Origin of the sequence: Mesorhizobium sp. LNHC252B00 (assembly GCF_000502955.1) — a bacterium.
Lineage (GTDB): Bacteria > Pseudomonadota > Alphaproteobacteria > Rhizobiales > Rhizobiaceae > Mesorhizobium.
In genome coordinates this window covers 159,232-178,051 of sequence record NZ_AYWO01000009.1, presented here as the reverse complement: position 1 = coordinate 178,051, position 18,820 = coordinate 159,232, and the positions used below count along the sequence as shown (strand labels likewise).

General features: G+C 61.7%; 19 protein-coding genes and 2 pseudogenes. 8 read left to right on the top strand and 13 right to left on the bottom strand.

Going from position 1 to position 18,820, the window contains the following annotated elements; all coding sequences use genetic code 11:
- The first annotated feature begins 123 nt into the window (after window positions 1–123).
- On the top strand, window positions 124–273 hold the full coding sequence (locus tag X744_RS1000000173705) for a hypothetical protein (protein WP_023759550.1): 150 nt from the start codon (window positions 124–126) through the stop codon (window positions 271–273).
- Window positions 274–332: 59 nt separating this feature from the next.
- On the opposite strand, the gene X744_RS155585 is transcribed toward X744_RS1000000173705, so the two are convergent.
- The 6 genes and pseudogenes from X744_RS155585 to X744_RS155600 form a co-directional block, all read right to left on the bottom strand.
- The gene (locus tag X744_RS155585; protein WP_023759549.1) at window positions 333–1,481 is read right to left on the bottom strand and encodes an amidohydrolase; all 1,149 of its coding nucleotides are present in this window, start codon (window positions 1,479–1,481) and stop codon (window positions 333–335) included.
- A 142-nt stretch (window positions 1,482–1,623) separates the two neighbouring features.
- A complete protein-coding gene (locus tag X744_RS1000000175135; RefSeq protein WP_245266621.1) occupies window positions 1,624–1,842 on the bottom strand; it encodes a hypothetical protein in 219 nt (72 codons plus the stop codon).
- 283 nt (window positions 1,843–2,125) lie between these two features.
- Window positions 2,126–3,190, bottom strand: a pseudogene (locus X744_RS0136920) (transposase); the annotation flags it as partial.
- 381 nt (window positions 3,191–3,571) lie between these two features.
- Window positions 3,572–4,178, bottom strand: a pseudogene (locus X744_RS01000000169680) (glutathione S-transferase family protein).
- A 25-nt stretch (window positions 4,179–4,203) separates the two neighbouring features.
- Window positions 4,204–5,415 carry an NADP-dependent isocitrate dehydrogenase gene (locus tag X744_RS155595; protein WP_023759546.1) on the bottom strand — a complete coding sequence of 404 codons (1,212 nt, stop codon included), beginning with the start codon at window positions 5,413–5,415 and terminating at the stop codon, window positions 4,204–4,206.
- Between the two features lie 215 nt (window positions 5,416–5,630).
- Window positions 5,631–6,608, bottom strand: coding sequence for a right-handed parallel beta-helix repeat-containing protein (locus X744_RS155600; RefSeq protein ID WP_023759545.1), 978 nt, complete (start codon window positions 6,606–6,608; stop codon window positions 5,631–5,633).
- 604 nt (window positions 6,609–7,212) lie between these two features.
- Here X744_RS155600 and X744_RS155605 point away from each other — a divergent pair.
- From X744_RS155605 to X744_RS155615, 3 genes are read left to right on the top strand one after another with little or no spacing between them, the layout of a single operon-like run.
- Window positions 7,213–8,127 (top strand): RNA methyltransferase, encoded by a 915-nt coding sequence (locus X744_RS155605; protein WP_023759543.1) that lies wholly within the window; start codon window positions 7,213–7,215, stop codon window positions 8,125–8,127.
- On the top strand, window positions 8,120–8,908 hold the full coding sequence (murI, locus tag X744_RS155610) for a glutamate racemase (protein ID WP_023759542.1): 789 nt from the start codon (window positions 8,120–8,122) through the stop codon (window positions 8,906–8,908). The genes X744_RS155605 and murI overlap by 8 nt, the downstream gene beginning before the upstream one ends.
- A 60-nt stretch (window positions 8,909–8,968) precedes the next feature.
- Window positions 8,969–9,157 carry a DUF3008 family protein gene (locus X744_RS155615; RefSeq protein ID WP_023759541.1) on the top strand — a complete coding sequence of 63 codons (189 nt, stop codon included), beginning with the start codon at window positions 8,969–8,971 and terminating at the stop codon, window positions 9,155–9,157.
- A gap of 132 nt (window positions 9,158–9,289) precedes the next feature.
- Here X744_RS155615 and X744_RS155620 read toward each other — a convergent pair whose 3' ends face one another.
- A complete protein-coding gene (locus tag X744_RS155620) occupies window positions 9,290–9,499 on the bottom strand; it encodes a hypothetical protein (RefSeq protein WP_023759540.1) in 210 nt (69 codons plus the stop codon).
- Between the two features lie 376 nt (window positions 9,500–9,875).
- On the opposite strand from X744_RS155620, the gene rpsD reads away from it, so the two are divergent.
- The 4 genes from rpsD (at window position 9,876) to X744_RS155640 (ending at window position 12,856) form a co-directional block, all read left to right on the top strand.
- Entirely contained in the window at window positions 9,876–10,493 is a 618-nt protein-coding gene (rpsD, locus tag X744_RS155625; RefSeq protein WP_023759539.1) for a 30S ribosomal protein S4, read from the top strand.
- A gap of 167 nt (window positions 10,494–10,660) precedes the next feature.
- Window positions 10,661–11,548, top strand: a complete 888-nt coding sequence (ttcA, locus tag X744_RS155630; protein WP_023759537.1) for a tRNA 2-thiocytidine(32) synthetase TtcA — start codon at window positions 10,661–10,663, stop codon at window positions 11,546–11,548.
- Window positions 11,538–12,365 (top strand): inositol monophosphatase family protein, encoded by an 828-nt coding sequence (locus X744_RS155635; protein WP_023759536.1) that lies wholly within the window; start codon window positions 11,538–11,540, stop codon window positions 12,363–12,365. Before ttcA ends, X744_RS155635 begins: the two co-directional genes overlap by 11 nt.
- Window positions 12,366–12,448: 83 nt before the next feature.
- Entirely contained in the window at window positions 12,449–12,856 is a 408-nt protein-coding gene (locus tag X744_RS155640) for a hypothetical protein (protein ID WP_023759535.1), read from the top strand.
- Here the strand turns inward: X744_RS155640 and X744_RS155645 are convergent.
- The 6 genes from X744_RS155645 to purL form a co-directional block, all read right to left on the bottom strand.
- Window positions 12,853–14,121: a multidrug effflux MFS transporter gene (locus X744_RS155645; protein WP_023759534.1), complete on the bottom strand. Its 1,269-nt coding sequence runs from the start codon at window positions 14,119–14,121 to the stop codon at window positions 12,853–12,855. The genes X744_RS155640 and X744_RS155645 overlap by 4 nt on opposite strands.
- A 151-nt stretch (window positions 14,122–14,272) precedes the next feature.
- A complete protein-coding gene (gene grxD / locus X744_RS155650; RefSeq protein WP_013532137.1) occupies window positions 14,273–14,608 on the bottom strand; it encodes a Grx4 family monothiol glutaredoxin in 336 nt (111 codons plus the stop codon).
- Between the two features lie 168 nt (window positions 14,609–14,776).
- The gene (locus tag X744_RS155655) at window positions 14,777–15,511 is read right to left on the bottom strand and encodes a class I SAM-dependent methyltransferase (protein WP_023759533.1); all 735 of its coding nucleotides are present in this window, start codon (window positions 15,509–15,511) and stop codon (window positions 14,777–14,779) included.
- Window positions 15,512–15,537: 26 nt separating this feature from the next.
- A complete protein-coding gene (locus X744_RS155660) occupies window positions 15,538–15,771 on the bottom strand; it encodes a BolA family transcriptional regulator (protein WP_023759532.1) in 234 nt (77 codons plus the stop codon).
- Window positions 15,772–15,905: 134 nt separating this feature from the next.
- The gene (locus X744_RS155665; RefSeq protein WP_245266619.1) at window positions 15,906–16,439 is read right to left on the bottom strand and encodes a hypothetical protein; all 534 of its coding nucleotides are present in this window, start codon (window positions 16,437–16,439) and stop codon (window positions 15,906–15,908) included.
- A 58-nt stretch (window positions 16,440–16,497) separates the two neighbouring features.
- Window positions 16,498–18,729, bottom strand: coding sequence for a phosphoribosylformylglycinamidine synthase subunit PurL (gene purL / locus X744_RS155670; RefSeq protein ID WP_023759530.1), 2,232 nt, complete (start codon window positions 18,727–18,729; stop codon window positions 16,498–16,500).
- Window positions 18,730–18,820 lie beyond the last annotated feature (91 nt).

The following is an 18,820-nucleotide window of genomic DNA, read 5'->3' as shown; positions in this document are numbered from 1 at the left end:
TCCTCGCGTTCCACCCGCGCTCTGACATAGGTCGCCAACCGCTTCTCGCCACTGCCGCAGCCCGCATGGACCGACGGAACCGGCGTGGCCCTGACGAATTCAATATTGGCACAGGAGGTTGCCATGATCCGCAAGCTGAAGTCCGGGGAGTTCCGACTCTATTCCCGGAAGGTCGATCCAAAAACCCACAAGCGCAGAAATCTCGGTACGTTCAAATCGCGCGAGGCCGCCGAGAAGCACGAGCGTGAGGTCCAGTACTTCAAGCGGCATTAGCGCACGCTGCGTTCGCCAGCTGCGGATGTCCATCTGCGTCAGGCTGTTCCAACATCGAGTCAGCCCAGAACATTGCGTGCCGCGCGCATGAAAATCCTTGAGCCGATCGGGATCAGCTCGTCGGGAAAGTCATAGTCTGGATTGTGCAATGCCGGGTGCCGCTCGCCTGCGCCGAGGAAGAACATCGCCGATGACGCGCTGTGGCCGAACAGGCCGAAATCTTCCGAGGCGCGCATCGGCAGCGCTTCTTCGCTGTGCGCGACGCCCTCTTCGCCGAGCGCGCGTTGCAGGTGCTCCACCGCATCCTGCGCGTTGACGCTGGCGACGAAGATTTCGTGATAGTCCCACCGGGCAGCGAGGCGATGCTCGGCGGCAATCTTCGCGACCAGCGCCTCGGCGGCGGCGCACAGGTCAGCCATACGCTCGTCGCGGCGGGTCCGCAGTGTCGCCCACACCTCGGCATGACCAGGCGCGATGCCGAACACGGCTTCGCCCATCGCGGCATGAGTAACGGTGATCATGGAGAAGTCGTCATCGGCGAAGGTCCCGCGCCCGAGCGCGGGCAGGGCCGGCATCAGCTGGCTGATCGCCAGCATCGGCGAGACGCCGGTCTCCGGCATCGACGAATGCGCGGTCTTGCCCTCCAGCACGATGCGCATGCCGCGTGAGGCGCAGTTGACCACGCCGGTTTTGAGCCGCACTTCGCCGAACGGCACGCCGGGCAAGTTGTGCAGCGAGAGGGCGAAATCCGGCGCGATCTCGCCGAAGCGCGGATCGGCGACGATGCCGGCCGCGCCATTGCCGGTTTCTTCCGCCGGCTGGAACATCAGCACGACGCGGCCGCTTGCCGGCCTCTCGCGCCCGAGCTGGCGGCCGAGGGATGCAAGGATCGCGGTATGTCCGTCATGGCCGCACATATGCGACTTGCCAGGCACGCGCGACGAATGCGGTACGCCCGAAAGTTCTTCGATCGGCAAGGCATCGAGCTCCGATCGGAACAGCACCGTCGGCCCCGCTCTGCCGCTGTCGTATATGGCCGCGACGCCGTGGCCGCCCAAGCCGGTCAGCACCTTGTCCGGTCTGGTATCGGCGAGGAAGTCGACGACCTCTTTTGCCGTCTTCTCCTCTTCGTTCGAGATTTCCGGATGCTGGTGCAACTGGCGCCGCCACGCGGTCAATTCGACGATGTCCCGGTTGGTAAGGGTCATGCTCTTTGGCCTCCGCTGCATTCACGACACGCCCGGAGGCGTCAAACTGCGATGACGAGTATCGACAAATGGCTGTGCCTGCCACACTCCAATCTTCAGGCTTTAGCGGGCCAGGCAACGCCGCAATGCCTCGCGAATGGTCCTAGCGCACGCGATTGGGGCACAGGGCTTTGAACTGGTCCAGAGTGTAGTCGTATCCCGAGGCACCCGAGCCATCCAGCACCACATTGTCGTCGGTGTCCGATATCAAATAGTCCGTCGTCGCGTCCGCATCGGGGTTGCGGCCCTGGAACCGCATGTTCGCACCATAGAGGGTGGTGAATTTGCCGGTCCGGCAGTTAGCGGTGATCTCGAGGTGCAAAGGCGTTTGCAACTCCTTGGCAATGCAGTCCTCGGTCACCTTGCCAACATAGTCGCGGCAGAAGGCGATTGCATTCCGCCTTGTGTGCCCGGTCAGTATCCTGGCATGCGAAGAGCCGATGCCGGATGCCTTGACGATTGTGACCTCCATGCCCGCCCTGCCGCCGTAGTAAAGCGTTTTGGCAGTTGTGTGCGTCAAGTTCTGCAAAAATGGCGTGGCGGTAGCTGTGACGTCGGCGTGTCCGCCGCGCAGCTCCCGTGTTTAGCGGAGCGGCGGACNTCTCCTTCTTGTGCTCACGCAGATGATCCATGTTGAGATAGCGGGTCGCCTCGAGCCAGTTCTCGTGGATCTCCACCGCCAACGCCCGAACCAGCCGCAGGCAGCTCCGTGGGTTGGGGAAGATGCGAACGACCAGGGTGCGCCGCTTGATCTCCTGGTTCAGCCGCTCCAGCATGTTCGTCGACTTCATGTGCTTGTGGTGAGCTAGCGGCAGCCGATAGAAGCTCAGCGTCTCCTCGATATTGTCTTCCACCCAGTTGACCAGCTTCGGGTATTTGGCCTGCCATTTGGCGATCCACTGCGCCAGGTCGCGTTTGACCTCGGCGAGGTCGCGCCGGTCGTAGAACCATCTGAGTTCCATCAGGCAATCGTCGTCGACCTTGCGCGGCACATAGTCGAGCGCGTTTCTGAGGAAGTGCACGTAGCAGCGCTGCCAGACCGCTTCGGGCAGCACTTCGCGGATTGCCGCCCTGAGCCCCGGATGGTCGTCGGAGACGACGAACTCGACGCCGGCGAGCCCGCGATTCTTNGCCTGGCTGGCGATCACGCCCGCCTCGCGAGCCCGCTCGTAGCGCGCGTCCAAAATGAGATACGGATAGCTTTCCGCGAGCCGCTGCGTGAAGAACGCCTTGAGCGCCTCATCCAGCCGCATCGTCGCCTCGCTCACCGTCGAGGCCGAGAAGGAGTGGCCGCACAATTCCTCCGTCACCGCCTTCACCTTGCGGGTCGAGACGCCCTGCACGTACATCTCGACCAGCGCCGACACCAATGCCTTCTCCGAGCGCTGGTAGCGCTCAAACAACTCCGTCGAGAACCGGCCAGCCCGATCCTGCGGAACGCGAAGCTCCAGCACCCCGACCCGCGTCACCAGCTTGCGCTCGTAATAGCCGGACCGGTAACTCGTCCGCTCTGCCGTCCGCTCCCCTTTCTCGGCCCCGATCGCCTCCGTCATCTCGGCTTCAAGAACCTCCTGCACGACAGTCTGCAATGCCTGGCGAAAGCCGTCCTCATCCGACAACAGCAACGCTTTCAACTCGCCTCTGCTCAGTCTAACTTCTCGATTGGTCATGGCACTTCCCCTTCCACGGGAATCGGTGATCGTAACGTCACCAGCGTGCCATGGCCGCTTTCGCCTCAGCGCGACGACCGTTCTCTCTCCAAAACTTTTTGCAGAACCTTCAGGACACTATCAGAATTAAAGGCACGCGGCAGCGTTCCCTCCCCCTTGTGGGGAGGGTTAGGGTGGGGTTCTTCTTCGCAAGAATCCATATGCGATAGCCCTGCCGTGAACGGAGAGAAGGGCGCTTTCGCGCACGATTTCGCTAATTGCCAGTGTTGAAGGGTAGCCGCAGAGATCGCGGCCAGCCACTTTCTCCGTTTACGGGGAGAAATGCCCGGCAGGGCAGTGAGGGACGGCACTAGCGCCACATAAGTACGGCGAAACCGCAGATCACTCGGTCTTTTCGGTTCTGGCAAAGCTCGCCCGCGCTGAAATCCGCTCCCACCAAGCTTGGATCGTCGGAAATTCAGCGAGCAGGCTTTGCCCTTCGGTGACCTTGACGAAATAACCGATGATCGGCGCCGCATGCAGATCGGCCAGGGTCAGCTGGTCGCCCAGCAGCCACGGCCCTGGCGCGTTCAGCGAGGAAAGCGTCTGAAGCGCCTTGCTTGCCTGCGAAATCCCGCTAGCGATCAGCGCCTCGTCGGGGGCTACTTTCTCCAGCCGCTCGACGGCGACCTCCCAGACCATGGATCTGTACGCATAAGCGTCGAGCATGCCGAGGATCTGGTTCATCGTTGCGCGGACGCGGAGTCCCGCCGGCTGAAGCGTCGATATATCTGGCAATAGCGCTCGTCTCGAACAGCCGAAACCCATCATGCTCGAAAGCCGGGATGCGGGCGAACGGGTGGTGCTCGAAATACCAGGCGGGAATACCCTCGACGGCAAAGACATCGACCGGCACAAGCTCGTAGTCGATGCCTTTTTCCGTGAGCACGAGGCGGACAATGCGCACATAGACGCTGTAATTCGCCCCGTAGACGATGGGCTTGCCCATGCTGGCCCTCCCGAACCTCGAGAGGTCAGGCCATCGCCTTCTGCAGGTTCTCGTCGATCTTGTCGAGGAAGCCGGTGGTCGAAAGCCAGGGCTGGTCGGGGCCGATCAGCAGCGACAAGTCCTTGGTCATGAAGCCGGATTCGACGGTCTGGATGCAGACCCTTTCCAGCGTCTCGGCAAAGCGTTTCAGCTCTGCATTGTCGTCGAGCTTGGCGCGGTGGGCGAGCCCGCGCGTCCAGGCGAAGATCGAGGCGATCGAATTGGTCGAGGTTTCCTCGCCCTTCTGGTGCTGGCGATAGTGGCGGGTGACGGTGCCGTGCGCGGCTTCGGCTTCCACCGTCTTGCCGTCTGGCGTCATCAGCACCGAAGTCATCAGGCCAAGCGATCCAAAACCCTGCGCCACCGTGTCGGACTGGACGTCACCGTCATAGTTCTTGCAGGCCCAGACATAGCCGCCCGACCATTTCAGGCTGGAAGCCACCATGTCGTCGATCAGCCGGTGCTCGTACCACAGCTTCTTCGACTTGAACTCGGCTTCGAATTCGGCCTCGTAGACTTCCTGGAAAATGTCCTTGAAGCGGCCGTCATAGGCCTTGAGGATGGTGTTCTTGGTCGACAGAAAGACCGGATAGTTGCGCAGCAGGCCGTAGTTCAGCGAGGCGCGGGCGAATTCGCGGATCGAGTCGTCGAGATTGTACATCGCCATGGCGACGCCGGCGCCGGGCGCGTCGTAGACATCGTGCTCGATCACGTTGCCGTCCTCGCCGACGAACTTGATCGTCAGCTTGCCCTTGCCGGGAAAGCGGAAATCGGTGGCGCGGTACTGGTCGCCGAAGGCGTGGCGGCCGACGATGATCGGCTTGGTCCAGCCGGGGACCAGGCGCGGCACGTTCTTCATGATGATCGGCTCGCGGAAGATCGTGCCGCCGAGGATGTTGCGGATGGTGCCGTTCGGCGACTTCCACATCTTCTTCAGCTTGAATTCCTCGACGCGCTGCTCGTCGGGGGTGATGGTCGCGCACTTCACGCCGACGCCGTATTTCTTGATGGCGTTGGCCGAATCGATAGTCACCTGGTCGTTGGTCGCGTCGCGATGCTCGACGCCGAGGTCATAATATTCGAGGTTGAGGTCGAGATAAGGGTGGATCAGCTTGTCCTTGATGAACTGCCAGATGATGCGGGTCATCTCGTCGCCGTCGAGCTCGACGACCGGGTTCGCCACCTTGATCTTCGCCATGGAAAAAATGCCTCGTTCGAATGTTGATTGATTGCGGTCGGCCCCGCCGGGACAGGGACCTCGCCTATAGCAAAGCGATCCGAGCGGTGCAAACGGGGCAGCCGAAGACACAGGCTGCTGCTGTAGCAAGCGGGAAAAAAAAGCGATGCCGGCACCACCTCTTGAGAGGCAGCCGGCATCGCCTTTGTTTCGTGCTGCTGCGGAGACGACAGGGCTTATTGCAACGGTGTCCCGCCCGGGCCCGGGAATGCCGTGATCGGCGTGCCGTCGGTTATGTTGCCGGAGATCATGTTGTTCTTGAACGACTGGACAGCGCCGCTACCGGTGTTGCTGACCCCGGTGACATTGCCGAACACCGCCGATCCGCCGAGAAAGGCGATGGCGCTTCCGCTGCCGCTGGCCGCGGCACCGTTCGCGTTGACGCCGACGCCGGCATTGGCGCTGATTGTGGTGCCGACAATCGTCGCACGCACCGACGATGCCGCGGCGACGGATTTGACCGTCACCCCGTTGCCGGTGTTGCCGCTGACCAGGCTGTTGGTCAGCGTCATGTTCATGGCAAGGGTGTTGCCGGTGCCGTCGACAAGAATGCCGCTGCCGCTGTTGGTAATTTCCACCTTCGAAAGGATGGCATTAATTCCAATGGCCCCAGACGTTTTGATGAGAACACCTTCAGCGCCTGCCTCGGCTATCCGAGTGTTGCTTATGTAGAGTTCGCTGTTCCCGTTGGCGAGAAATTCGACGCCGTTGCTGGTTACCCTCTCTATGTTGGAATCCTCAATATGCAGTTGGCCTTGGCCAATCATACGCACTCCGTCCAAGCCGTTGCCTGCGCCGTCTATATCAAGGCCGCGAAGATGCACCACGGAGCCGGCAGGCGTGTTGACGACGACGCCGTTTACAAGGGAGGAGAGCACACCACCTTCAGTCGTCTTGCAGTCGATGGTGATGGATTTGGTGATGGTGACCGTGCCGAAGCCGCCCGGGTCGAGACAATTGATCTCGCCGCTCGTCGCCGTCTTCGAGATAGCACCGGCAAAGGTCTTGCAAGGCGCCGTTCTGCTGCAAGGATTGGCGTCGTCACCAACACCGGAAACCCACGTCCGTGTCGCCTGCGCGGAAGCTGGCGCGATCAGGAAAACTGACGCCACAAACAACACAGCGAGTGAAAGGAAAAACCGTACCAATTTCATTTGCCCCTCCTAGATTATGGCCAACGCCCTCGTCGGCCGCTGAAACCCGTGTCGAAATGCTGGGGCGCAGATAAAATGACGGGAGTATGCAAGGCGCACTCCGCCTTCCAAATACCATTCGTCGATACACATTGAACCCCAAGCGGGTCGGATATTATAGTGTTCTAATCTAATTTTCCAGTGACGCGCTGCGTCATCGTAAACAAATATGCACCCTGATCGTAGATGATTTCTAAGAATGCAAAACATCGTCGATGCCGGCAGCGAGCATGAGACGGTACATCTGTCGGCGATTTGGGATGCGGGTTGGTGGGACAAGGCAGTAAATGAGATCGGATTTATTCCGTTATAAACACCGAGGAGCCAGTCTCGTCATTTTTTCATACGCCGTGCGACGACTGGCTTGCCCAGACACGTGTGGCGACTTTCGCGAGCCCGACGGTCGAGTGCATCAAGAGTGCGACCATCGGATTTCTTAACGCAACCAAGGGAAGCGGCAGGTACGCGCTACAGCAATTTCTCAGTCGGGCGACCGACCGCTCTTCAAAAAGCCGTATCGATATGGCAGGACGCGGAGACTTCGTAGCGCAATCATCTGGAACACATGGCAGGAACGGACTTTCAGCGCGGCCTCGTGACCACCGGCCCGGCGATCATCCTCGTCGAGCCGCAGCTCGGCGAGAACATCGGCATGGTCGCTCGCGCCATGGCCAATTTCGGCTTGATCGAGCTGCGCCTAGTTAACCCGCGTGACGGCTGGCCGAGCGAGAAGGCACGCGCGGCGGCCAGCCGCGCCGATCATGTCATAGACGCAGTCACCGTCTTCGACGATCTGGCCTCGGCGCTCGCCGATTTGAACTTCGTTTTTGCCACCACGGCCAGGCAGCGAGACGGCTTCAAATCCGTGCGGGGTCCGGTGGAAGCGGGCAGGATGCTTCGGGCCCGTCACGCAATGGGGCAGCGCACCGGCATCCTGTTCGGACGCGAGCGCTTCGGCCTCTACAATGACGAGGTTGGCCTAGCCGACGAGATCGTCACCTTTCCGGTCGATCCCGATTTCTCCTCGCTCAACATCGCCCAGGCCGCGCTGCTGATGTCCTACGAATGGATGAAGTCCGGCCTCGAGGACGAGACCAAGACCAATTTTTCCGGCCCGGATATGAAGCCGGCAAGCAAGGAAGAACTGCACGGGCTGTTCGCCTATCTCGAAGGTGCCTTGGAAGCGCGCGGCTATTTCCGGCCGGCCCCGAAGAAGCCGAAGATGGTCGACAATCTGCGCGCCGTACTGACGCGCCCCGGATTTGCCGAACCGGAGCTCAAGGTGCTGCGCGGCATCATCTCGTCGCTCGACCGGTTTTCGCCGGCGATGCCGCGCGGCGATGGTTCCCCGGGCGACGATCCAAGGCGGTTGCCCGCGGCCGCCGCACGTGCCCGCAAGGCGGAAGGCAATAGCCTTGCCGACACCGTCAAGGACGACGACATAACGCCATTCGGCGGAAAGGGCTCCGACAATGACTGAGCGGCCGATCCTGATGTTCGATTCGGGCATCGGCGGGCTCACCGTGCTGCGCGAAGCGCGCGTGCTGATGCCCGATCGCCGCTTCGTGTATGTCGCCGATGACGCCGCGTTTCCCTATGGCGCCTGGGAGGAACCGGCCCTCAACGCCCATATCCTTGGCCTGTTCGGCGCGCTGTTGGAAAAATTTCGGCCCGAGATTTCGGTCATCCCCTGCAACACCGCGTCGACGCTGGTGATCGATGCGCTGCGCGCGAAATTCCCGGGCCATCCCTTTGTCGGCACGGTGCCGGCGATCAAGCCGGCGGCGGAGCGCACGCGCTCCGGGCTGGTCTCGGTGCTGGCGACGCCCGGCACGGTCAAGCGTCAATACACGCGCGACCTGATCGGCAAATGGGCGCAGAAATGCCATGTGCGGCTCGTCGGCTCGGACCGGCTCGCCCCGCTGGCCGAGATTTACATGCGCGAGGGGTTCGTCGATGAGGAGATCGTGCGTCAGGAGATCGCACCATGCTTTGTCGAGAAGGATGGCGCCCGCACCGACATCGTCGTGCTCGGCTGCACGCACTATCCGTTCCTGGCCAACCGCATGCGCAAGACCGCACCCTGGCCGGTCGACTGGATCGACCCGGCCGAAGCGATCGCCCGCCGCGCCATGTCGCTGCTTGCACCGGTCGACGGACCGCTGCCGGTGGGTGAGCCCGACATTGCAGTCTTCACCTCCGGCAAGGTGGACTTCGCTACCAGCCGGCTCATGCAGGGCTTTGGCCTGACGGTCGCCTGATATCCGGAACATTGGCTGGCTTGTCGCGTTTTCTCTCAGGCAATGAAGGGAGAATCAGCCATGCCAGCCACCTCGAAAGCCCAGCAGAAAGCCGCTGGCGCCGCTTTGTCGGCCAAGCGCGGCGAGATGAAGAAGGGCGAACTCAAGGGCGCTTCCAAGGGAATGTACGAATCGATGAGCGAGAAGCAACTTGAGGAATTCGCCGAGACGAAGCGCAAAAGCCTGCCGGAGAAGAAATCGAAACATTAGGGATCAGGGCATCCGCGTTTCGCCATCGATAACAAGCTCGTCCATAAGAACATGAGCCGGAATGAAAAAGCCCGCGGCCAAGACCGCGGGCTTTGAAACGATATGTCGGCCGCCTGAGACCGAACCGGGAGCCTACCAGCGCGCCCAGCAGCGCTTGACTTTGTAACGGATGACCCTCTTGTGGCCGTGCCGCCAGACAATCTTCTTCTTGACCACGATGCGGCAGACCTCGTGCTGCCGGTGGCCACTCCAGTGCCGCGCCATTGCCGGCTCCGGCGTTATGACCGCCATGGATCCCGCCAACACCGCGGCTCCCGTCAGCGTAAGGAAGAACTTCTTCATGCGAATTGTGGCTCCTTTGCTCAAGTCCCTTCCTAATGCCGTTGGCGCAACCTCCCGCCACGTCCGGCACCGCACTCAACCCAGAGACGCTATATCGCCGCCAAACCCAAGGCCAGCAGTGAGCTTGACACCGGTTAAATCTCCGTTTAATCAGCGCGCCAACACCGGGCCGCAATGCCCGGTGGTTTTCTTTATGTGCGCAAGATGCGTGGAAACTCAATTCTGCTATCTTGTTTGAACTGACGTGTCCCGTGGGTTTTCCGCCGCGTTGCGTGGGAAAACCCTGTCAGGTCTCGAAAACGGAGGCCAGAGGAGGGCGCGTTTCCTTCACCCGGACCATGAGGTTCCGGGTGTGTTGTTTTGAAAAGGGAATGCGATGAGCAAGCGCGAATCCGCGAAGTACAAGATCGACCGCCGTCTTGGCGAAAATATCTGGGGCCGCCCGAAGTCCCCGGTCAACAAGCGTGAATACGGCCCCGGCCAGCATGGCCAGCGCCGCAAGGGCAAGCTTTCCGATTTCGGCCTGCAGCTGCGCGCCAAGCAGAAGCTGAAGGGTCACTATGGCGACGTTTCGGAAAAGCAGTTCCGCAAGGTCTATGAAGAGGCGGACCGCCGCAAGGGCGACACCTCGGAGAACCTGATCGGCCTGCTCGAGTCGCGTCTCGACGCGGTCGTCTACCGCGCCAAGTTCGTGCCGACCATTTTCGCCGCTCGTCAGTTCGTCAACCACGGCCACGTCAACGTCAACGGCAAGCGCGTCAACATCGGCTCGTACCGCTGCAAGCCGGGCGACGTCGTCGAAGTCCGCGAAAAGTCGAAGCAGCTGGTCATCGTCCTGGAAGCGGTCGGTCTCGCCGAGCGCGACGTGCCGGACTACATCGAAGCCGATCACAACAAGATGGTCGCGACCTTCTCGCGCATCCCCGGCCTGGCGGACGTTCCATTCGCCGTGCAGATGGAACCGAACCTGGTCGTCGAATTCTATTCGCGCTAAGCGACGAATTCCATTCGCGCTGAGCGAACGCATTTGCGATACCATTCAAAGGCCGCCGTCGAGGCGGCCTTTTCTTTGTCTGCCTTTTCTTTCTCGGCCATGTCCGCTAATTCCGGGCGCAACGAAGTGCCGAACGATCGTAGCTCCAGGATTTTGGAACTGACGCCATGAACATGTTGCCAGACGCCGAATCGCTTGAACCAGCAGCCGACACCGCGGGCGGCTTCCATCCATTGTTTGCCGATGCGCCGTCCTCGGTCGAGTTCAACAAACTGCGCAAGCGGCTGTTGCGGCTGACCCGGCAGGCGATCGAGGATTTTTCGATGGTGAAGCCCGGCCAACGCTGGCTGGTCGCGCTGTCGGGCGGCAAGGATTCCTACGGGCTGCTCGCCGTGCTGCTTGATCTCAAATGGCGCGGGCTGCTGCCGGTCGAATTGCTGGCCTGCAATCTCGACCAGGGCCAACCGAATTTCCCCAAGCACATTCTGCCCGATTATCTCGACAGATACGCCATCCCGCATCGCATCGAATATCAGGACACTTATTCCGTCGTCACCGACAAGCTGCCTGCGGGCAGCACCTATTGCTCGCTCTGTTCGCGGCTCAGGCGCGGCCATCTCTACCGTATAGCGCGTGAGGAGGGGTGCTCGGCGCTGGTGCTCGGCCACCATCGCGAGGACATTCTCGAGACCTTCCTCATGAACCTGTTCCACGGCGGCCGTCTCGCCGCCATGCCGCCAAAGCTGCTCAACGACGACGGCGACGTCATGGTGCTGCGGCCGCTGAGCTATTGCGCCGAGGGCGACCTCGAGAAATTTGCTACCGCGATGCGATTCCCGATCATTCCCTGCGATCTCTGCGGCAGCCAGGAGGGTCTCCAGCGCAACGCCATGAAGGCCATGCTGGAGGGCGTGGAAAAGCGCATGCCCGGCCGCAAGGACACGATGCTGCGCGCGCTGTCGAACAGCAGGCCATCGCATTTGCTCGACAGAAAGCTGTTCGATTTCGCGGCGCTCAATGAGACCGTCGGCACAAGGCAAGCCGATGACATTTGACGATACTGCGATCGACTGGCTCGCTGGCCTTCTATCCGACGCCGCGAAAGCCGAAATCATGCCTCGCTTTCGCCGGCTGGGCGAGGGCGACATCCGCCAGAAGACCTCGGCCGCCGACCTGGTGACGGAAGCCGACGTCGATGCCGAGCGGCTCATCACCGAGCGGCTGCGTGAGCGTTACCCCTCGGCGATGGTCGTCGGCGAGGAGGCCTGTTCCGACAATCCGGCACTGCTTGATGGCCTCGTTGATGCCGATCTGGCGTTCGTCATCGACCCGGTGGATGGCACTTTCAACTTCGCCTCCGGCGTGCCCTTGTTCGGCGTCATGCTGGCGGTCGTGGTCAAGGGCGAGACCGTTGCCGGCATCATCCACGATCCGGTCGGCAAGGACTGGCTGATCGGTGCCAAGGGCGCCGGCAGCCATATCCGGCATGCGCATGGCAGCATCGAGAAGGTGCATGTCGCGGCACCTGCGCCGATCTCGGAAATGACAGGCTCGGTCTCCTGGCAGTATATGTCCGAGCCCGAGCGGTCGCGGCTGGCGCGCAACCAGACGAAGATCCTGTCGCAATTCGCCTATCGCTGCGCGGCGCACGAATACCGCCTGCTGGCCAGCGGCCATGCCCACTTCGTGGTCTACAACAAGCTGATGCCGTGGGACCATCTGGCCGGTGTGCTGATCCATGCCGAAGCCGGCGGCCATGCCGCGCGCTTCGACGGCAGCGCCTATCTGCCCTCGCATCTCGGCGGCGGCCTGCTTGTCGCGCCCGATCTGGAAAGCTGGCAGGAATTGCGCCGCGAACTCTGGGCGCAATAGGATCAATCCTGCGGCCAGTGTCCGAACCGGCGGTGTCCGGCTGAAGGAGCGGTGCAATCTCACGCAAATCCGGAGGCTCTCGAATGAAACCTCGGTTCGCAATTGTCGCGGCGGCACTTGCCGCCGCCTTGTTTGCCAGCTCCAACGAGGCAAGATCGCAAGAGCGCACCTGTCGCAATCCCGATCCCGTCGACACGATAAAAGAGATGTCCGACGCAATCTACGCCTGTTGGAAGCCGCCGCCCGGAACCGCCGGCATGTCCCTGACGCTGCGGTTCTCGCTTCGTCGCAACGGCACACTGATTGGCAAGCCTCGCGCCACGTATTCCGATCTGGGGACCGATGCCCAGCTCAGCCGGGCCTTCGTGGCTTCAATCCTCAGGGCACTCGACGATGCCCTGCCATTGCCCTTTTCGGACAGCATGGGCGAAGCCATCGCGGGGCGTATGCTTGCCCCTCGCTTCACGGCAGCCCTTGAGGGTGCGTCCTAATGCAAGTCGGTGATGTGCCCAGAGACGGGCGGGTTCTGCGGCTGGAACATCTTGCCGCGCTCGGCGATGAAAATCATCAGCAGCGCTGCCACCGAGACGCTGCAGAAGCCGGCGGCCAGCGGCGTCACCGTGCCGTTGAACGCCTGGCCGATCAGCGTGCCGAGAATGCCGCCCAAAAAAGTCTGCATGAAACCCAGGATGGATGACGCCGTGCCCGCCAGTTGGCCGAGCGGCTCCATGGCCAGCGCGTTGAAATTCGCGCCGAGGGCGCCGAACGGTAGCATGGCGCAGGCAAAGAAGGTGATGAACAGCCAGAGCGGCATCTTCATTTCCAGCGAAACGACCAGCCAGGCAAGGCTGATGACCAGGAACAGCAGCAGCGCGCTCTGCGACAGGCGGCGCATGCCGATGCGGCCGACAAGGCGCGAGTTCAGGAAGTTGGAGAAAGCAAGCACGCCCGCAACCCCGGCGAAGATGACCGGGAACATCTCGCCGACATTGAATATGCCGACATAGATCTGCTGCGCCGAGGCGATGAAGCCGAACATGGCGCCGAAAATGAAGGTGCTGGCGAAGGCATAGCAGATCGCAACGCGGTTGGTGAGCACGATGCGAAACCCGCCGACAATGGAGTTGACGGTCATCAGCCGGCGATGTTCGGGATGCAATGTTTCGGGCAGGCGAAGCAGCGACCAGGCCGAGACAATGAGTGCACCGACGGCCATGGTGACGAAGATCCAATGCCATGTCGCTAACAGCATGATGAACTGGCCGATGCCGGGGGCAATGACCGGTATCGCCATGAACACCATGAAGATCAGCGACATCACTTCGGCCATGCGTCGGCCATCGAACGTATCGCGCACGATCGAGACGGCGATGACGCGCGTCGCGGCAGCGCCAATGCCTTGCACGGCCCGGCACAAGAGGAGTGTTTCAAAGCTTGGTACAACGGCGGCCGCCGCAGCCGCGGCGACATAGATCACCAGCCCGGCGACAAGCGGTGCGCGACGGCCGAAGCGATCCGAGATCGGCCCGAAGAACAGCTGGCCGCCGCCAAAGCCCAGAATATAGGCGGTGATCACATATTGCCGGTGGTTTTCGTTCTCGACGCCAAGCGAGGCGCCGATCTGCTGCAGAGCGGGCAGCATGATGTCGATGGCCAGCGAGTTCAGCGCCATCAGCGCAGCGCACAGCGCAATGAATTCCCAGCGAGGAATGGGCAGTTTGCTTGCCGATTGCGGCGCTGACTTTTGCTGGTCCACGGCAAGTCCGATCTTTCAAACGAAAATGCGCCGGCGGGCCGGCGCATTGGCTCGTCTTGGTCCCTAGTTCAGGACATGAAAATTGCCGAGGTGCCCTGCGTTTCATGCATGTGTGCGGCGGTCAGGCGGCCGACATGCACGAAAACAAAAGTCAGGCGGCGCCTTTGACGCTGACGCCCTTTTCGACAAGGAATGTCTGAAGTTCGCCCGCCTGGAACATCTCACGCACAATATCGCAGCCGCCCACGAATTCGCCCTTGACGTAAAGCTGCGGGATCGTCGGCCAGTTGGAATATTCCTTGATGCCCTGGCGCAGTTCTGCGGAGTCCAGAACATTCACGCCTTTGTAGTCCGCGCCGATATAGTCAAGAATCTGGACGACCTGGCCGGAAAACCCACATTGCGGGAAACCGGGCGTGCCCTTCATGAAAAGGACGACGTCGTTGCCCTTCACTTCGTTGTCGATGTAGTCGTTGATGCCGCTCATTGAATATCCTTTCCCGCCTGTGGGAGTCAGGCTCGAAACATTTCCATTCAAATAAACCCAACGATTGCTCGAAACAAGACTTTAGCCGTGCCGTAGCTGAAATGGCGCAAAGGATGGGCTGTGTTGGGCCAAGCGGCCGTTGCGGCCTCTGTTGTCGATCGGGCAATGTTATTTGCGCGCACGCACACAGATGAACGCCGGCGCCAGGCTCAGTTCGGCAAAGTGGCGGGGATCGACGGTTTCCATTTCGGGCAAGGGAAGTGGCTCGACAAAGTGGTCGAGTGTCCAGCCGGTGTCGACAAGGCCGTTGAGAATGTCGCCGAGTGGCCTGCGGTAGGATTCGACATAGGGATTGGGTTCCCCGAAACCGCCCCAGTGCATGCCCCAGCGATTGGTCTCGAAATAGCTCTTCTCGCCCCTGCTGCGGGCATCCGCCCAGTCGCGCATCGGGTGACCCATCGAGAAGACCAGCCAGCTACCTGGCCGTGCGACGCGATAGAATTCCGAGAAAACCGGCTTGAGGGTCTCGACATAGTCGAGCGCCAGCGCGCAAAGCACGCCGTCGACACTGTGATCGGCGAGCCAGTCCAGAGGCTTCGTCATGTCGCCGACGCGGATCTCCACATCGAGCCCGGCGCATCGTCGGCTGGCGATTGCCGCCATCTCCGGCGTGACATCGAATGCCCTGACGCGCGCACCGGCCTGTGCCAGCTTTTCCGAGCAGATGCCGGACCCGCAGCCGGCATCGAGGATGTCGAGCCCGGTGACGTCGCCGACAAGTGCCAGCGAGGCCGGGCGCTCATAGAGCGCATTGTGCGGCTTGCCGGGAGCAAACGCATCATAGCGATCGGCAAACGAGGCGTAGGCTCGCCTAGCGATTGGCGTATCGCTGCTGCTGGTCATGGTTGCCGTCTTCGTTCTTGTGCGTTTTAGTCGGGAACGCTGGTCTGCAGCGCCAGCGCGTGCAGCACGCCGCCCATATTGCCCTTCAGCGCGTCATAAACCATCTGGTGCTGCTGCACGCGGGTTTTTCCCCGAAAGCTCTCGGCCACCACCTCGGCCGCATAATGGTCGCCGTCACCGGCGAGATCGCGAATCGTCACCTTGGCGTCCGGAATGCCGTCCTTGATCAGTTTTTCGATGTCGCGGGCATCCATTGCCATGGCAGAATCCTGTTTCGAGCGGCCGGTAGCCGGCCATTAGATGAGAGTCGGGCGAGCCTAAAGCCTTTCCGGTCCGGATTGAAGACGTTCTGTCCCATCAAGGGCAAGACGATCCGGGAATCTCAGGGAGAGATTTAGGCTTGTGGGCTAGCTTCATCCTCGGCAACGTCCTCACGCGTCGAAAAAGCGCGGCCAAGGCTGAAAGCCAGCACATAGAGGGGAATGTTGATAATCAGGCTGATTACGGGGAGATAACTCGTCATCTGCCAGGCTGGCGAGAAGAACGGTTGACCGTAACCGTCGCAGATAAGCGACGAGCCGTACTCCCACAGCGCCCCTATGACCACGGCGCAAGCGAAAAGCTTGATGCAGGTGACGATATGCCTTGCCCGTGCCGGATCCGGCGCAAGGCGGCTCCACAACACCAGGCAGACGATCGGGATCGCGTAGATGAGGTTCTGCGCGATGAGCATCGGGATAGCGCCGTTGGCCGCGGCAAGAAACTGCGCGCGTGTTTCCAGCTGGGCGCAAACCTCGCTTGAGGTCGTCGAAAGCAGGAAGAAGAGGAACGGCCCGAGGAACCAGAAGAAGAACAGCGACGGCCAGAAAATGACTGCAAGCAGCGCCCGGGCAGCCAGATTCTGTGGTTGGCCATGACCTCTGGACAAAATCGGTTTTCCGTTTGTCCCCGAAAACCGGTGTCCACTTTTGGGGATCATGCTCTGGTCAAGTGGCCTGATCCATGAAGCGTGGGAACCAGCCCTCGTGCGCCCCGGTCAGTTCGCTGACCGGGATTGCCCGCGCCTCGCCAAGCTTCAGTGCGCTGCCGCCGGTAGAGCCGATCCACGGCGCGAAGATGCCGAGTTCGCCCTGCTGCTTGCGGATCGCGTCCCATTCATCGCCATGCGGGTCGATCGACAGCGTCAGCAGATAACGGCCCTGATCCTCACCGAACCAGACCGGGATCGGATCGGTGCCGACAAGCCCGGGAACGGTCGCGCCGATGCCGGAGGCCATCGCCATTTCGGCCAAAGCCACCGCGATACCGCCATCGGACACGTCATGGGCCGCCGTGACGATGCCGGATGCGATCAGAGCGCGCACATGGTCGCCGACGCGTTTTTCATGGTCCAGATCGACCGGTGGCGGCGGGCCATCGGTGCGGCCGTGGATGTCCCTGAAATAGACCGACTGGCCGAGATGCGTTCCCCAGGAGTCCGGCGCGCCGACCAGCAGGATCATCTGGCCTTGCGCGGCAAAGCCGGTCCGCACCATCTTCGACCAGTCGGCGATCAGACCGACGCCGCCGATCGTCGGCGTCGGCAAAATGCCCTGGCCGTTGGTTTCGTTGTAGAGCGAGACATTGCCGGAGACGATCGGGAAGCCGAGTGCGCGGCAGGCCTCGCCGATGCCTTTCACCGCGCCGACCAACTGACCCATGATCTCGGGCCGCTCCGGGTTGCCGAAATTGAGATTGTCGGTGGCAGCCAGCGGCAGGGCGCCGGTGGCGGTCAAATTGCGCCAGCATTCGGCCACCGCCTGCTTGCCGCCCTCGTAGGGGTCGGCCTCGCAATAGCGCGGCGTCACGTCGGACGAAAAAGCGAGCGCCTTGGTTGGATGGCCGTCGACGCGCACCACACCGGCATCGCCGCCGGGAAGCTGCAGCGAATTGCCCTGGATCAGTGTGTCGTATTGCTCCCAGACCCAACGGCGCGAGGAAAGATCCGGTCCGCCGAGCAGCTTCAACAGCGCATCGGCCACGTCGGCTTGCGGCACGTCATCGGCGGCCAGCGGCGCCGGCTTCTTCGGCTCGACCCACGGCCGGTCATATTCCGGTGCTTTGTCGCCGAGATCCTTGATCGGCAGGTCGGCGACCTGATCCCCTTGGTGCAGCACGCGAAAACGCAGATCGTCGGTGGTCCTGCCGACGATGGCGAAGTCGAGCCCCCATTTGTGGAAGATCGCCTCGGCTTCCTGTTCCTTTTCGGGGCGCAGCACCATCAGCATGCGCTCCTGGCTTTCCGAAAGCATCATTTCATAGGCGCTCATGCGCTCTTCACGCACCGGCACCTTGTCGAGATCGAGCTCGATGCCGAGGTCGCCCTTGGCACCCATCTCGACCGCCGAGCAGGTCAGACCGGCGGCACCCATGTCCTGGATGGCGATCACGGCGCCCGAGGCCATCAGTTCGAGGCAGGCTTCCAGCAGGCACTTTTCGGTGAAAGGATCGCCGACCTGCACGGTCGGGCGCTTCTCGTCGATCTTGTCGTCGAATTCAGCTGAAGCCATGGTGGCGCCGCCGACGCCGTCGCGGCCGGTCTTGGCGCCGAGATAGACGACAGGCAGGCCGACGCCCTTGGCTTCCGACAGGAAGATCGCGTCGGTCTTGGCAATGCCGGCCGCAAAAGCGTTGACCAGGATGTTGCCGTTGTAGCGGGCGTCGAAATTGACCTCGCCGCCGACCGTCGGCACGCCGAAGGCGTTGCCATAGCCGCCGACCCCGGAAACCACGCCCGAAACGAGATGCCTGGTCTTGGGGTGGTCAGGCGCGCCGAAGCGCAGTGCATTCATCGCAGCGATCGGCCGCGCGCCCATGGTGAAGACGTCGCGCAATATGCCGCCGACGCCGGTCGCCGCACCCTGATAGGGCTCGATGTAGGACGGGTGGTTGTGGCTCTCCATCTTGAAGACGACGCAGTCGCCGTCGCCGATGTCGACCACGCCGGCATTCTCGCCCGGGCCCTGGATGACCTGTGGGCCCGTGGTCGGCAGCGTGCGCAGCCACTTCTTCGACGATTTGTACGAACAATGCTCATTCCACATCGCCGAGAAGATGCCGAGTTCGGTGAAGCTCGGTTCGCGCCCGACAAGATCGAGAATGCGCTGATACTCGTCGGGCTTCAGCCCGTGCGCGGCGATAAGCTCAGGGGTGATCGGCACGGAATTGGAAATGGTCATGGGCAGCGATTTTTATCCGGGGCGCGTTGGGATTTTGAGTCACGTCTTATCGCAAGCTTTAAGGCCGATACACCCATGGTTCGACGAAAAT